General features: G+C 69.2%; 9 protein-coding genes, 1 tRNA gene and 5 pseudogenes. 4 read left to right on the top strand and 11 right to left on the bottom strand.

The genetic code is table 11. The features are described from left to right. Positions 1-72: 72 nt before the first annotated feature. From tig to K6K41_RS25540, 3 genes and pseudogenes are all read right to left on the bottom strand, one after another. Positions 73-1,508 (bottom strand): annotated as a pseudogene (gene tig, locus K6K41_RS25550) (trigger factor). 134 nt (positions 1,509-1,642) lie between these two features. Further along, positions 1,643-1,727, bottom strand: a tRNA-Leu gene (locus tag K6K41_RS25545). Positions 1,728-1,870: 143 nt separating this feature from the next. Next, entirely contained in the window at positions 1,871-2,932 is a 1,062-nt protein-coding gene (locus K6K41_RS25540; protein ID WP_261402846.1) for an SDR family oxidoreductase, read from the bottom strand. Between the two features lie 93 nt (positions 2,933-3,025). On the opposite strand from K6K41_RS25540, the gene K6K41_RS25535 reads away from it, so the two are divergent. Beyond that, entirely contained in the window at positions 3,026-3,409 is a 384-nt protein-coding gene (locus K6K41_RS25535; RefSeq protein ID WP_261402845.1) for a winged helix-turn-helix transcriptional regulator, read from the top strand. Here the strand turns inward: K6K41_RS25535 and K6K41_RS25530 are convergent. Beyond that, on the bottom strand, positions 3,406-4,890 hold the full coding sequence (locus K6K41_RS25530) for an NAD(P)H-hydrate epimerase (RefSeq protein WP_261402844.1): 1,485 nt from the start codon (positions 4,888-4,890) through the stop codon (positions 3,406-3,408). The two genes, K6K41_RS25535 and K6K41_RS25530, sit on opposite strands and share 4 nt — an antisense overlap. A gap of 279 nt (positions 4,891-5,169) precedes the next feature. On the opposite strand from K6K41_RS25530, the pseudogene K6K41_RS25525 reads away from it, so the two are divergent. Continuing rightward, positions 5,170-5,506: pseudogene (locus tag K6K41_RS25525) on the top strand (P-II family nitrogen regulator). 106 nt (positions 5,507-5,612) lie between these two features. After that, positions 5,613-7,027, top strand: a pseudogene (glnA, locus tag K6K41_RS25520) (type I glutamate--ammonia ligase). A gap of 631 nt (positions 7,028-7,658) precedes the next feature. Here the strand turns inward: glnA and K6K41_RS25510 are convergent. The 5 genes and pseudogenes from K6K41_RS25510 to K6K41_RS25490 all read right to left on the bottom strand — a co-directional run bounded on the left by K6K41_RS25510 (position 7,659) and on the right by K6K41_RS25490 (position 10,763). Continuing rightward, positions 7,659-8,822, bottom strand: coding sequence for a PhnE/PtxC family ABC transporter permease (locus K6K41_RS25510; protein WP_261402841.1), 1,164 nt, complete (start codon positions 8,820-8,822; stop codon positions 7,659-7,661). After that, positions 8,765-9,193 (bottom strand): ABC transporter permease family protein, encoded by a 429-nt coding sequence (locus K6K41_RS25505; protein ID WP_261402840.1) that lies wholly within the window; start codon positions 9,191-9,193, stop codon positions 8,765-8,767. The genes K6K41_RS25510 and K6K41_RS25505 overlap by 58 nt, the downstream gene beginning before the upstream one ends. Beyond that, positions 9,190-9,588: an ATP-binding cassette domain-containing protein gene (locus tag K6K41_RS29815; RefSeq protein ID WP_346433461.1), complete on the bottom strand. Its 399-nt coding sequence runs from the start codon at positions 9,586-9,588 to the stop codon at positions 9,190-9,192. Before K6K41_RS29815 ends, K6K41_RS25505 begins: the two co-directional genes overlap by 4 nt. After that, a pseudogene (locus K6K41_RS30850) lies at positions 9,578-9,859 on the bottom strand (ATP-binding cassette domain-containing protein); the annotation flags it as partial. The gene K6K41_RS29815 and the pseudogene K6K41_RS30850, both read right to left, overlap by 11 nt. A gap of 13 nt (positions 9,860-9,872) precedes the next feature. Next, the gene (locus tag K6K41_RS25490) at positions 9,873-10,763 is read right to left on the bottom strand and encodes a putative selenate ABC transporter substrate-binding protein (protein WP_261402839.1); all 891 of its coding nucleotides are present in this window, start codon (positions 10,761-10,763) and stop codon (positions 9,873-9,875) included. Between the two features lie 246 nt (positions 10,764-11,009). Between K6K41_RS25490 and selD the strand changes: the two are divergent. Further along, a pseudogene (gene selD / locus K6K41_RS25485) lies at positions 11,010-12,079 on the top strand (selenide, water dikinase SelD). Between the two features lie 10 nt (positions 12,080-12,089). Here the strand turns inward: selD and K6K41_RS25480 are convergent. Both K6K41_RS25480 and ripB read right to left on the bottom strand, forming a co-directional pair. Beyond that, the gene (locus K6K41_RS25480; protein ID WP_261402838.1) at positions 12,090-13,565 is read right to left on the bottom strand and encodes a protein adenylyltransferase SelO; all 1,476 of its coding nucleotides are present in this window, start codon (positions 13,563-13,565) and stop codon (positions 12,090-12,092) included. 73 nt (positions 13,566-13,638) lie between these two features. Continuing rightward, positions 13,639-14,166 carry a (R)-specific enoyl-CoA hydratase RipB/Ich gene (gene ripB / locus K6K41_RS25475; protein WP_261402837.1) on the bottom strand — a complete coding sequence of 176 codons (528 nt, stop codon included), beginning with the start codon at positions 14,164-14,166 and terminating at the stop codon, positions 13,639-13,641. Positions 14,167-14,239 lie beyond the last annotated feature (73 nt).

The raw sequence follows: 14,239 nt of genomic DNA, 5'->3' as shown, positions 1-14,239 counted from the left end.
AGTCCGCGGGCGGCGAGGAATGCCGCCGCCCGACTCGTTCCGGCAAACGAGGCCGTCTTATAGCCCCGTCCGTCAAGCCTCGGCGGAGCCCGCCTCGTCGGCCGCCGGCTCGGCGTCGGCCTTCTTGGCCTTCTTGGCCTTGGGCTTCGCCTTGGACTTGGCCTTCGCCGCGTCCTTGGCCGCTTCCTCGTCGGCCTCGGGGTCCGACAGCAGCTCCTCCTTGGAGACGCTGCGCTCGTTCACCTTCGCCTTGGCGAGGATGGCGTCCACCACCTTGTCCTCGAAGATCGGCGCGCGGAGCTCCGCGAGCGCGTCGGGGTTGTTGCGGTAGAAGTCCCAGACCTGCTGCTCCTGGCCCGGATACTGCCGCGCCCGCTCGACGAGCGCGCGGGTGACCTCGTCGTCGGCGACCTTCACTTCGTGCTTGTCCCCGATTTCCGCAAGCACGAGGCCGAGGCGCACGCGGCGCTCGGCGATCTTGCGGTATTCGGCCTTGGCCTCCTCCTCGTCCTCGCCTTCGTCGGCGAGCGTCTTGCCTGGCGGGCGAGGTCGGCCACCACCTGGCCCACACGTTGTCGAACTCCTGCTCGACGAGGCTCGGGGGCAGGTCGAAGGCGTACTGGGCGTCGAGCCGTCGAGAAGCTGGCGCTTCACCTTCTGGCGCGAGATGCGGGCGTAGTCGGCGGCGATCTGCTCGCGGATCGCTTCCTTGAGCTTCTCGAGGCTCTCCATGCCGAGGCTCTTGGCGAACTCGTCGTCGATGGCGAGCTCGCCCGGGGCCTCGACGCCCTTCACGGTCACGTCGAAGGTCGCGTCCTTGCCGGCGAGATGGGGCGGCCTGGTACTCGGCCGGGAACGTCACCGAGACCTGCTTCTCTTCGCCGCTGGCCGCGCCGACGAGCTGCTCCTCGAAGCCGGGGATGAAGCTGTTTGAGCCGAGCTCGAGCGGAGCGTCGGTCGCCGAGCCGCCTCGAAGGCCTCGCCGTCGATCTTGCCCACGAAGTCGATCGTCACGCGGTCGCCGAGCGCGGCGGCCCGTCCTTGGCCGCGAAGGCGCGATTCTGCTTGGCGCGCTCGACCGCCTCGTCGACGTCGGCCTCGGCGACCTCAGCCGTGAGACGCTCGACCTCGAGCTCGGAGACGTCCTTGAGATCGACCTTGGGCAGCACCTCGAGCGCGACGGTCAGGCCGAGGTCATGCTTGCCCTCGATGACGCCCAGAACCGCCTTCTGCTCGTCCGGCTCGTCTTCGGCCGTGACCTTGACCTTGGGCTGCATGGCGAGCTTGAGGCCGTTGTCGTCGACGATCTTGCGGTTGGCCTCGGCCACCACCTGGTCCAGCACCTCGGCCATGACCGACTTGCCGTAGAGCTTCTTCAGATGCGCGAGCGGCACCTTGCCCTTGCGGAAGCCGTTGATGTTGACCCGGTCCTTCAGCGTGTCGAGACGCTCGTTGAGGCGGGCGTCGAGATCGGAGGCCGGCACGACGATCTTGAATTCGCGCTTCAGGCCTTCGTCGAGGGTCTGGTCACCTGCATCGGAGCGGTCTCTTTTAGTCTTGAACGGTTGTGGGACGCATCCGGCCCGGGGGCCGTCCGCGTCCGCGGAAAATCGAAAAGGCGACGACGGGCGCCGGCTTCGTCTGGTGCGGGCGGAGGGACTTGAACCCCCACGGCTTTCGCCACGGGAACCTAAATCCCGCGTGTCTACCAGTTCCACCACGCCCGCGGCCCACGCGCGAAACGCCCCGCCGCCGCCGGTTTCCCGGCGCGAAGCGCGGGCCGGTCTATACCATGACGCTCCGACGACGCGAGCCCAAAAAAACGCCGACTGCGCCCGCGTCGCCCTTCGCGATCCGCTCGAGGCTGCGGCTACGGGATCAGCCGGTCGCGCCGCAACTCCTCGAAGAGGGCGAAGAACGCGTCGTCCGTGGGTTGGTGGTCGAGGAAGCCGAGCCGCCGGCTCTTGCCCATGTCGGTCACGACCTCGACGGGGCGGCCGAGATCGGCGTCGGTGTGCCAGGGCGAAGCGAGCCGCCCGAGGTCGCTCTCGACCAGCCCCTCGCGCTCGGCGATGAGCCTCCAGACTTCGGCGTCGTCGGCCATCTGGCGCTCGAGCGGCGCGATCTCGCCGTCGAACGGCGCGGGCTCCAGCCCGAACCATTCGGCGACGCGGCCCCACATCCACCTCCAGCGGATGATGTCGCCGTTCACGACGTTGAACGCCTCGTCGGCGGCCGCGGGCGTCGTCGCGGCCCAGGCGAGATGACGCGCCAGCAGCTTGGCGTCGGTGAGGTCGCTCAACCCGTTCCATTGCATCGGCGATCCCGGAAAGCGGAACGGGCGCCCGGTCTCCTTGCAGATCGTGGCGTAAACCGCGAGCGTCGTTCCCATGTTCATGGCGTTGCCGACCGCCTTGCCGATGACCGTATGGGGCCGGTGAACGCTCCACGAGAAGCCGTCGCGCCTGGCGGCGGCGAACAGCTCGTCCTCCTGCGCGTAATAGAAGTTGTCGACCTCGAGCCGGCCCTGCTCCTCGCGGAACGGGGTGTCGTGGACCTTGCCCGTGCCGAAGGCCTCGAACGGCCCGAGATAGTGCTTCAGGCCGGTGACGAGCGCGACATGGCGCACGGAGCCTTCGAGCCGCAGCCCGTCGAGCAGGTTGCGCACCATCGCGGCGTTGACGCGGATGTTTTCGGCCTCGGTCTTCTGCCGGGACCAGGTGGCGATGAACGCATGGGTGGGGGCGAGCCCCTTCAGCGCCTTTGCGGTGGCCTCTGCGTCGAGCAGGTCGGCCGCGACCGGCGTCACGCCCGCGGCCTCGACCGGCCGCCGCGCCAGCCCGGCGACGCTCCAGCCGTCGTCCAGAAGTCTCCGGGCGAGCGCCGATCCGATGATGCCGCTCGCGCCGACGATGAGAGCTTTGTTCTGCATGGTGGGTCTCCTTCAAGCGCCGAGCTAGGCGCCCTTGAAGACCCCCGCCAGAGGGCCCCAATTGGTGACCAACCCGATTTCCGGAGCCTGCGCATGCCAGCAGCTGTCGCCGACGAGGACTGGGCCGAAGACTGCGCGCCGCGCCGCGTGCTGGAGCTCTTCGGCTCGAAATGGACCACCATGGTGCTGCACGTCCTGCACCTGCGCTGGGGCGGGAGCGCGCGCAGCGGCGCGCTGCTGCGCAGCCTTCCGGGCGTCTCCAAGAAGATGCTGTTCCAGACGCTGCGCGAGATGGAGGAGAGCGGCCTGGTCTTGCGCCACGAGGACGCCGCGGCCGTGCCGGCCTGCGTCGAATACCGGCTGACGCCGCTCGGCGTCCGCTTCGTCGAGCCGCTCGAACTGCTCTACGACTGGGGCCGCCGGAACGCCGACGTCCTCGACGAGCTGCGTCCCCGCGCGACCTCGCGCCGGCGTTAGTCGATCAGCCGCAGCGCCGCGGGAATCGCGCCCGGCAGGTCGTCGGCGATGAGGCCCCGCCCGACCGCCTTCGCGGCCTCGCCATGAAGCCAGACCGCCGCCGAGGCCGCCTCGAAGGCGGGCGCGCCCTGCGCGAGCAGCCCCGCGACGAGCCCCGCCAGCACGTCGCCCGCGCCGGCCGTCGCGAGATAGGCCGGGGCGTTGTCGGCGATCGAGGCGCGCCCGTCGGGCGCCGCGACCACCGTGTCGGGCCCCTTGAGCACGATTGTCGCGCCGATCAGCGCCGCGGCGGCGCGGGCGCGTTCGAGCTTAGACGCGGCGCCGTCGGCCCGCTCGCCCATCAGGCGCGCGAATTCGCCCTCATGCGGCGTCAGGACGGCTTCGATGGAGCCGTCCTCCAGCGCCGCCGCGAGCTCTTCCGGACGGTCGGCGAAGGAGACGTCGGCGTCGAGCACCGCCTTGCCGCCTGCGAGAAAGGCCTCGTCGAGGGCTGCGCGCGGTCTGGCGTCTGTCCCCGCGCCCGGGCCGAACACCCAGGTCCCGACGCGCCGGCCGCCGAGGAAGCTCGACCAGCCGCCGCGCCCGTCTGTCTCGCGCAGCATGACGGCGGTGACGTGGGCCGCATGGGCCTCGAGCGCCGGCCGGGGTCCGAGCAGCGTCACGGCCCCCGCCCCGGCTCTCAGCGCAGCCGTCGCGGCGAGCCGGCTCGCGCCGCCCGCGAGCGCCGGCCCGCTCCAGACCGCGACATGGCCTCGCGAATATTTGTGGCCCTCGATCGAGGGCTCGGGGATCGCGTCGCGCCAGAGCGCCGGCCGGTTGAGGAAGGTCTTCGCGCCGGGCTCCGCCACCGCCTCGGACGGCGCGCCGATGTCGGCGAGATCGACCGACCCGCAGAAGCTCCGCCCCGGCAGCAGGACATGGCCGGGCTTCAACCGCACGAAGGTGACGGTGGCGGCGGCCCGGATGAAAACCTCGCCGATCGGTCGTCCCGTCGCGCCGTCGACGCCGCTCGGAATGTCGACGGCGAGGATCGGCTTGCCCGAGCGGTTCGCCGCCTCGACGGCCGCCGCCGCCCGGCCCTCGAGCGGCCGCGACAGCCCGGCACCGAACAGCGCGTCGATCACGAGATCCGCGCCCGAGGGCCTGGCGTCCCTGACGTCGATCGTCGGCCCGACCCACCGCGCCGCCATCGCGCCGGCGTCGCCCTTGAGCGCGGCCTTCTCGCCCAGGAGCGCGACCGTGACGTCATGTCCGGACTCCGCGAGCAGCCGCGCCGCCACGAAGCCGTCGCCGCCATTGTTCCCGGGCCCGGCCAGCACCAGCACCCGGCGCGCCTCGCGGAACCGCCGCGACGCGGCGTCGGCGACGGCTGCGCCCGCCGCCTCCATGAGCGTCTCGCCCGAAACCCCGCCCGCGATCGCGGCGGCGTCGACCGAGGCCATTTCGGAGGGCGTGAGGAGTTCGATCGGATCCTGGGTCATGCGAGCCGCCAGATAGAACGCGCGCGATGCAAATGCTCATTTCGCGCGCGGCTTTGTGACCGCCCGCCTTCAGCTATGGCGCCGGGCATGCTCATAAATTGTCCATCTTGAGACCGCTTTGACCAAAGATATCTGTTCCGGGCGCGCCGTCTCTTGACCACGGAGCCGTTTTCCGCGAGGCCGGTGGGTGGCACGCTAGCTGCTAAGTGCGCGGCGTCCCGCCGTCGCGGCGCCCGGTTCCGGAGCGCGCGGCCGCGCGCGACGAGGAGGCCCGAAGACGTGAAGAAAATCGAAGCGATCATCAAACCGTTCAAGCTCGACGAGGTGAAGGAGGCGCTTCAGGACGTCGGCGTTCAAGGCATCACCGTGACGGAGGCCAAGGGATTCGGACGCCAGAAGGGCCATACCGAACTCTATCGCGGCGCCGAATATGGTGGACTTCCTTCCCAAGGTGAAGATCGAGGTCGTGCTCGGCGACGACATGGTCGACCGCGCCGTCGAGGCCGTCCGCAAGGCGGCGGCGACGGGCCGGATCGGCGACGGCAAGATCTTCGTGTCCCCCGTGGAGGAAGCGATCCGGATCCGGACCGGGGAAGTGGGCGCCGACGCGATCTGACGTGTTTTCGTCATCGCGGACGGGCTATTAGCGAACCAAGACCGCCACGCAGGCGGCTGCCTTCGAGCGAGAAGACCTGCGGGCGACAACCCCAAGGACAAGAACTATGGCGATCAAATCTGTCGGCGACATCATGAAGTTCATCAAGGAGAACGACGTGAAGTACGTCGATCTCCGCTTCACGGATCCCAAGGGCAAGTGGCAGCACGTCACCTTCGACATCACGATGGTGGACGAGGAGTTCTTCGCCGAGGGCCAGATGTTCGACGGCTCCTCGATCGCCGGCTGGAAGGCGATCAACGAGTCCGACATGCTGCTGATGCCGGACGTCGCCACCGCCTGCATCGATCCTTTCTTCGCGGCCACCACGCTCTCCGTGGTCTGCGACGTGCTCGAGCCCACCACCGGCGAGCCCTATGAGCGCGACCCGCGCGGCACGGTGAAGAAGGCCGAGGTCTACATGCAGTCGCTGAACATCGGCGACACCATCTATTTCGGCCCCGAGGCCGAGTTTTTCGTGTTCGACGACGTCCGCTTCGCCCGCGACGCCGTACAACACCGGCTTCAAGCTCGACAGCGACGAGCTGCCGACCAACTCCGACGCCGAATACGACACCGGCAACCTCGGCCACCGCATCCGCACCAAGGGCGGCTACTTCCGGTGCCGCCGATGGACAGCGCGCAGGACATGCGCGGCGAGATGCTGGCGGCGATGGCGGCCATGGGCGCCAAGGTCGAGAAGCACCACCACGAGGTGGCCTCGGCCCAGCACGAGCTCGGCCTGAAGTTCGAGGAGGTCGTCCGCATGGCCGACCACCTGCAGGTCTACAAATACGCGATCCATCAGGTGGCCGCGAGCTACGGCAAGACCGCGACCTTCATGCCCAAGCCCGTCTATGGCGACAACGGCTCCGGCATGCACTGCCACATGTCGATCTGGAAGAAGGGCAAGCCGCTCTTCGCCGGCGACAAGTACGCCGGCCTCAGCCAGGAGTGCCTCTGGTACATCGGCGGCGTGATCAAGCACGCGAAGGCCATCAACGCCTTCACCAACCCGACCACCAACTCCTACAAGCGCCTCGTGCCGGGCTTCGAAGCCCCGGTGCTGCTGGCCTATTCGGCCCGCAACCGCTCGGCCTCCTGCCGCATCCCGTGGACGACCTCGCCGAAAGCCAAGCGCGTCGAAGTCCGCTTCCCCGATCCCGCCGCCAACCCCTATCTCGCCTTCGCGGCGCTGATGATGGCCGGCCTCGACGGCATCGTGAACAAGTCGATCCGGGCGCGGCCATGGACAAGGATCTCTACGACCTGCCGCCGAAGGAGCTGAAGAAGATCCCGACGGTGTGCGGCTCGCTCCGCGAGGCGCTGCAGAGCCTCGACAAGGACCGCGAGTTCCTCAAGAAGGGCAACGTGTTCACCGACGACCAGATCGACAGCTTCATCGAGCTGAAGATGCAGGAGGTGATCCGCTTCGAGCACACCCCGCATCCGGTCGAGTTCGACATGTACTACTCGGTCTGACGCGACCCGTCAGAACCCTGTCGGCCTGCGAAGGGCGCTCCGGAAGGAGCGCCCTTTTTCGTGATCGCGCTAACCGCCGATCCCGTATGACGTTTTCACGAAGCCTCCATGTTCGCATTTTTTCGCATGCATCTTTGCTTGACGACCGCGGGAGACGGGCGCATGATTCTCGGCGTCAACACAGACACCGGAGGTCTAAAAAAATGACTCCGCCGAAGCGTAGACTAACCGCAATTGCGCGCATCCGGAGCGCGTTTAGATTGCGGCCGATATTAAATTTGGGCTACCTCGACCGACAGCTATCTTGCCGACGACCATCTTTTGCGTGCCGCTGGATCGGAACGGCACCTGAAAGACTGACGCCGAGCACGAACGACTGCCGGATTAGATCGACGACGCGCAAGGTTCGTGACCAGCCGAGCGCCCCCAAGCGGGCCGGCCTACGACCAGTTGAACCTGCCGCATCGACCAGATTGAAACGCCTCGCCGGCTCGCCGACGGGGCGTTTCGTCGTTTGGGCTTTTCACCCTCCGGGCCAGCGCCGTTGATCTGACTGCGCCCAAGCCCCGGGAAGACAGGCCCCGGGAAAGCGGAAGACGCCCCGGTCGCGCCGCCCGGACGCCCGCAAAACTCAACCTCTCGCCCCTCCGTCGAGGCTCGCCGTCGAGAGCCGTGTCGGGAGCGCGTCGATCCGCAGCGCCTTGCGCAGCCCGCGCGACAGCGCGTCGACGCAAAGCGTCAACAGTCCCGTCACGACGATCAGCACGACGGCGACGTCGAACCGGAGCTCCGAGATCGCGGCGTCGACATAGAAGCCGAGCGTGGCGACGCCGAGAATGCCGAAGATCGCGCTCTCGCGCAGGATCATCTCCCAGCGATAGAGCAGATAGGCGAGGAACTGGCCGTAGAGCCGCGGCGCGGTCTCGTAGGCGTAGAGGTTCAAGCCTCGCGGCGCGTCGGCGCGATAGGCCAGCCCGTCGGCCTGCCGGCCGAGCAGATAGCCGATGACGCCTGCGTTGTGGAGCGACAGCGCGACGATCGCCGGCAGCATCGAGGGGCCGAAGGCCTGCAGCAGCACGTAGGCCAGCATGTATTCCGGCGTCGAGCGCACCACGATCAGGATCAGGCGCCCGAGCGGTTGGCCGAGCCGCCCTGCGAAGCGCCGCGAGACCAGCGGGAACAGGATCAGCGCCCCGAACGCGGTCGCGACCAGCGCGATCTGGGACAGGACGAGCGTCTGGAACGCGCCCGGCAGCGCCTGGTTCGACAGGATCGGCCAGAGCCAATCGAGGAAGCGGCCCCAGGTCTCGGCCGACAGCAGGTCGCCGTTGCGCAAGGGCGCGGGCGTCGCCTGGCTGAAGAAGCGGCCGAGATTGGCGAGCGCCGAGCCCGCCGCGGGCGCCGAGGGCAGCGCTAGCAGGCTCCCGACGATCAGGAACGGCAGCACGGCGGCGCGCGTCCAGAGCCGCCTGGTGGCGACCACCGCGTAGAACGTGAGGAGCAGCGCCGCGGCCTCGGCATAGCGCCCCTGCCGGAACGCGCTTTCGAGGTGAAAGCCCATCGTGGGCAGGCCGATGAAGCCGAGCACCAGGGTGGAGCGCATGCCACATTCGAGCCGGTAGAGCGTGTAGGTGCGGATCGGCTCCATCAGGTCGGGCAGCCGCGCGAAGGCGAAGGCCGAGATCGCCGAGGTTCCCGGCGGCAGCACGCGGACGGCGGAAAGGTCCGCCTCCTCGATCATCTCCGAATAGACCTTGGCGCACATGCCCGCGTAAGGGATCGCGATCGCCAGCACCCGGTCGCGGCCGAGAGTCCGAAGATCTGCATAAGCAGCAGCGCCCAGAACAGCTCGTGCACCGATCGGATCGAGGCGCAGAACACCCGCACGGCCCGCGAGCGCGCGAACACGATCGCGAGCAGAAAGCCGGTCCCGGCCCCGAGCCCGACGCCCGCCACCGCGAAAGCGACCGTATAGACCACGCTCGAAAGCTCGACCGCCGGGAAGTCCGGCCCGAGGAGGCCCGCGGCGAGGCGGCGCAGGTCCGCCCAGGGGTCGAGGCTGGTGATCTTGAGGTCGGCGGCGAACAGCGCCGCGACGGCGAGCGCGATGAACCAGCGGCTGACGGAGGCGTAGCCGAGCGACGCGGCCCGGCCGGGGCCGCTCACGCGCTCGCCTCGTAGAACCGCGCAAGCGCCGCGACGTCGAGGTCGCGCGACGGCGCGTCGAGCGCGATGCGGCCGCCGTCGATCGCGACGATGCGGTCGCAGCGTTCGAGCGCCAGCGGCACGTCGTGAAGCGCCAGGATCAGCGTCTCGTGGCGCTGGCTGAGCTGTTCGAGCACCGCCCCGCCCTGCCGTCGGTCGAGCGCGGAGACGGGCTCGTCGCCGATGAGCACCGGCCGCCCGTCATAGAGCGCGCGCGCCACCGAGACGCGCTGCTGCTGGCCGCCCGAGAGCGCTCCGGCCTGCGCGGAGAAATGCGCCTCCCATGTCGACGAGACGCAGCGTCGCCCGCACCTCCTCGGCGTCGGCTCGCGCGGGGCGAATGAGCGTACGGAGATTGTGCAGCGTCGAGCGCCGGTCGAGCCGGCCCATATAGACGTTGTGGAACACCGAGAGCGTGCGCACGAGGGCGGCGGCTTGCGGCACGAGCGAAGCCTGCGCGCGCAGGCGTTCGTGGATCAGCCCCAGCAAAGTCGATTTGCCGGCTCCGGATCGCCCCAGAAGAGCGACCCGGTCGCCAGCGTTCACCGTCAGGTCGAGGTCGCGCAGGACGGGCTTGCCGCGATAGCCCGCGGTTTCCCCGCGGAGTTCAAGAAGCGGCTCGCCCATACTGCGCGCCGGCTTAGTCGAGCAGGCCGGTCGCCTTGGCGACCTCTTCGACCGGCGCGTAGGCGGCGTTGTCCACGGGGATGAACTTCGAGCGGGCGAACGGCTCCAGGATCGCCGGGTCGTCGACCGCGAGGATCGCCGCCTTCAGCTTTTCGGTGAAGCCCGCGCCGAAGGTCTGGTCGACGTCGCCGCGCACCGTCCACTGGTAGTCGGGATAGGGCGGGCTCTGCCAGATGACCTTGACCTTGGCGTCGTCAATCTTGCCGGCCTTCTGCTCCAGGCCCCAGACCGAGAAATCCACCGCCCCGACCTCGAAGGCGCCCGACTGGACGAGCTGGATGGTGCGGCTGTGGTCGCCCGAGAAGCCCACCGTCGGGAACACCTGCTCGGGCGTCTTGCCCGGAAAAGCCTGGCGGATGAAATGCTCGGGCATGACGCGGCCGGACGTCGAAGAGCGCGCGCCGAACGTGAAGGTCTTGCCCGCGGCCGCCTTCGGGAAGTCGGCGGATTTTTCGAGACCCGTGGCGGCGTTCGCGATGAAATAGGTGGTGAAGTTCGCGTCCTCCGCGCCTTGCGCGATCGCCTGCGCGCCGGCGTTGGCCTTGCGCGCCTGGACGCCGGTGAAGCCGCCGAACCAGGCGAGCTGCACCTGGCCGTTGGTGAAGGCGGTGACGGCGGCCGGATAGCTCTTCACCGGCACGTATTTCACCTTCACACCGAGCTTGCCCTCGAGATAGGTCGCGACCTTGGTGAAGCGCTGGACCAGACGGCTCTCGTCCTGGTCGGGGATCGCGGTGAACACGAAGGTCGGCGCGTCCTGCGCGCGCGCGGCGGCGCCGGCGAGCGGCAGCGCGCCGAGCGCCACGCCAAGGGCAAGTCCAAACTCACGACGGCTGATGGTCATCTGCGGGTCCCCTTGGGCCGGCGCGTTTCGCGCCTTGTCATTGCGCGCGCGGCCGGACGGACCCGAAAGAGCGTCGCGAGCGACGCCGAAGGCGAGTTTGCGGCCGACCGGCCAGCGCGGCCATTCTGGCGCGCCAGACGCGGCGAGCGCAATCCCTCGGCGCGGCCTCGCGCGGACATGGTTCGGCGAGCCGCTCGCTTCCGGCCAGGGCGTCGCCATATGGTGGCGCCGGAGGAGCAAGAACCGATGACCATCGCCGTCCAGCCGCCCGCCGGAGAACCGGTCCGCCTCACCAGCCTCGCCCATGGCGGCGGTTGCGGCTGCAAGATCGCGCCGGGCGTTCTCGCCTCGCTGCTCGAGCGCCAGCCGAAGCACGGGCCGTTCGAGCGGCTGCTGGTCGGCACCGAGACCTCGGACGACGCCGCCGTCTGGGCGCTCGACGACGAGACCTGCGTGATCGGCACCACCGACTTCTTCATGCCGATGGTCGACGACCCAATCGATTTCGGCCGCATCGCCGCGACCAACGCGATCTCGGACATCTACGCCATGGGCGGAACGCCGATCTTCGCGCTGGCGATTCTGGGCATGCCGGTCGGCAAGATCGCGCCCGAGATGGTGGCCGAAATCCTGAAAGGCGGCGCGGCGATCTGCGCAGAGGCCGGCATTCCGGTCGCGGGCGGCCATTCGATCGACAATCCGGAGCCGGTCTATGGCCTCGCCGTCGTCGGAACCTGCCCGCGCGACCGGCTGCGCAAGAACTCGGACGCGAAGGCCGGCGACGCGCTGATCCTGACGAAGCCGCTCGGCGTCGGCGTCTATTCGGCCGCGATCAAGCGGGAGGGACTGTCGGCCGAAGGCTATCGCGATTTCGTCGCGACCACCACGCGGCTGAACAGGATCGGGGCGGAGTTCGCCAAGGACCCCGCCGTCCACGCCATGACCGACGTCACGGGGTTCGGCGTGCTCGGCCACGGGCTCGAAGTCGCGAGCGGCGCCGGCGTGTCGGTGGTCGTCGAGGCCGCCGCGCTGCCGCTGCTGCCGCTCGCCGAAAAACTCTCGCAGGACGGCTACGTCACCGGCGCCTCGCACCGCAACTGGCAGAGCTATGGCGAGGCGGTCTCCCTGCCGGACGGATTCCCGGACTGGCGCCGGCATCTTCTCACCGACCCACAGACATCCGGCGGCCTGCTGGTGAGCTGCGCGCCGAGAAGGCCGCAGAACTCGTCGCCCTCGCTCGCGGCGCGGGATTCGCGGACGCGGCGGTCATCGGGCGCGTCGAGGCCGGCGCGCCGCAGGTCCGCGTCGAGGGCTGAACGTCCTCGCTCAGGTGCCGCAAAAGGTGCGGTAGGGCCCGAAGTCGCCGGGCGGCGGGGAGGCGTAGGGGCTGTCATCGGCCGCGCGGTCGAAGGGTTTTTCGAGCGCCGCATGGAGGCGCTCGAAAGGAGCCATGTCGCCCTCCTCCACAGCCGCGGCGATAACCTCCTCGACCCGGTGGTTGCGCGGAATGATCGCCGGGTTCGCGGCGTCCATGGCCGCGCGACGGTCCGCGGGATCGCCGCCGTCCGTCGCAAGCCGCGCGCGATAGCGCTCGCCCCAGGCGGCGAATCCGGTCGGGTTCTCGAACAGCACGCCCATCGCGTCGGGCCGCGAGCCGTCGGCGTAGGCGCCGAGGCGGCGGAACGTCAGAGTGTTGTCCGCGCGGTTCTCGGCCATCAGCGCCAGCAGCTCCCCGATGAGGCGCACGTCGTCGTCCTGGCTCGTCGTCAGGCCGAGCTTGCGGCGATAGCCCTCGATGCTCGCCGCCTCGAAGGCCGGCGCAAAGCGCGACAGCGCGGCTTCGGCCGCCGCCACGGCTTTATCCTCCTCCTCAGACATCAGCGGGATCAGGCATTCGGCGAGGCGCGTCAGGTTCCAGAGCCCGATGCCGGGCTGCGCCCCATAGGCGTAGCGGCCGCGCTCGTCGATCGAGGAGAACACGGCTCCCGGATCGTAGCCGTCGATGAAGGCGCACGGGCCGTAGTCGATGGTCTCTCCGGCGACCGAGCAGTTGTCGGTGTTCATCACGCCATGGACGAAGCCGATGTGCAGCCATTGCGCGATGAGCGCGGCCTGACGCGCGATCACCGCTTCGAGCAGCGCCACGGCCTTGTCATCGCGCTGCTCGAGCTGCGGATAGTGCCGCGCGACCACATGGTCGAGCAGGCTCTTCAACGCCTCGTGGTTCCGGCGCGCGGCGAAGAACTGGAAGGTGCCGACGCGGATGTGGCTCGCTGCGACGCGGGTCAGCACGGCGCCCGGAAGCGCGGTCTGGCGATAGACGCGCTCGCCTGTCGTCACCGCCGCGAGCGCGCGGGTGGTGGGCACGCCGAGCGCCGCCATCGCCTCGCTGACGAGATATTCGCGCAAGACAGGCCCGAGCGCCGCGCGGCCGTCGCCGCGGCGGGAGAACGGCGTGATCCCCGCCCCCTTCAGCTGGATGTCCCGGCGGCGTCCGGCCCTGTCGACCACCTCGCCGAGCAGGATCGCCCGGCCGTCGCCGAGCTGCGGCACGAACTGGCCGAACTGGTGGCCGGCGTAAGCGGTCGCGATCGGGTCCGCGCCCGGAAGAATCGCGTTGCCCGCGAGCGCCGCCGCGCCCTCGGCCGTGTCGAGCGCGTCGGCGTCGAGGCCGAGCTCCGCGGCGAGCTTCCGGTTTAGCGCCACGAGCTTCGGCGCCTCGACCGGCGTCGGGGGCGTGCGCGCGAAGAAGGCTTCGGGCAAGCGGGCGTAGCTGTTGTCGAACGGGATGCTGAGGGTCACGGGGACCTTTTGCTTCGTGGGGCCATGGGGCTTCGATCCCATATGGGGCCGCCTGCCCCGTCGCGTCACCCCGTCAGTAGTTCGCGGCGTCGTCGGGCGCATGGCCGCGGCGATAGACCAGCATGGTGCGCTCGAAGCTCATCACTTCGACGCCGTCCTGGTTGAGGCCGCGGGTCGAGACTGTGACGATCCCCTGCCCCGGCCGGCTCTTGGACTCGCGCTTCGAGATGACCGTGCTCTCGGCGTAGAGCGTGTCGCCGGCGAACACCGGGGCGGTCGCCCTCACCTTGTCCCAGCCGAGATTTGCGACGACGCGGGCGCTCACCGTCCGTACGCTCATGCCGGTGAGGAGCGACAGCGTGAAGGTCGAGTCGACCAAGAGCTTCTTCCATTCGGTCTTGTCGGCGTAGGCCGCGTCGAAATGGACCTGCTGCGTATTCATCGTGAGCAGCGTGAACCAGACATTGTCGACGTCGAGCACGGTGCGGCCGGGGCGGTGCTCGTAGGTGTCTCCGGGCTCGAAATCCTCCCAGTGGAGGCCCGAGATCTCCCGGAAGCGGCGTTCGCCGACGATCTTGTAGGCGGGCAGGATGTCAGTCATGGCGGCGGTCCTCGAAATTTTGGCGAGCGCTGCGGTTTCTTTCCCCCTCCCCCTTGCGGGGAGGGGTTAGGGG

It is taken from the genome of Chenggangzhangella methanolivorans (assembly GCF_019797865.1).
In the GTDB taxonomy this organism is placed as follows: domain Bacteria; phylum Pseudomonadota; class Alphaproteobacteria; order Rhizobiales; family Methylopilaceae; genus Methylopila; species Methylopila methanolivorans.
Note: the sequence above shows the minus strand (reverse complement) of the source record. Positions and strands in the feature narration are given on the sequence as shown.

Excerpts from the sequence above, each read along its gene's own strand:
- K6K41_RS25540 (WP_261402846.1), bottom strand. The coding sequence starts at position 2,932 with ATGCAGAACAAAGCTCTCATCGTCGGCGCGAGCGGCATCATCGGATCG.
- K6K41_RS25535 (WP_261402845.1), top strand. The coding sequence starts at position 3,026 with ATGCCAGCAGCTGTCGCCGACGAGGACTGGGCCGAAGACTGCGCGCCG.
- K6K41_RS25530 (WP_261402844.1), bottom strand. The coding sequence starts at position 4,890 with ATGACCCAGGATCCGATCGAACTCCTCACGCCCTCCGAAATGGCCTCG.
- K6K41_RS25490 (WP_261402839.1), bottom strand. The coding sequence starts at position 10,763 with ATGACCATCAGCCGTCGTGAGTTTGGACTTGCCCTTGGCGTGGCGCTC.
- ripB (WP_261402837.1), bottom strand. The coding sequence starts at position 14,166 with ATGACTGACATCCTGCCCGCCTACAAGATCGTCGGCGAACGCCGCTTC.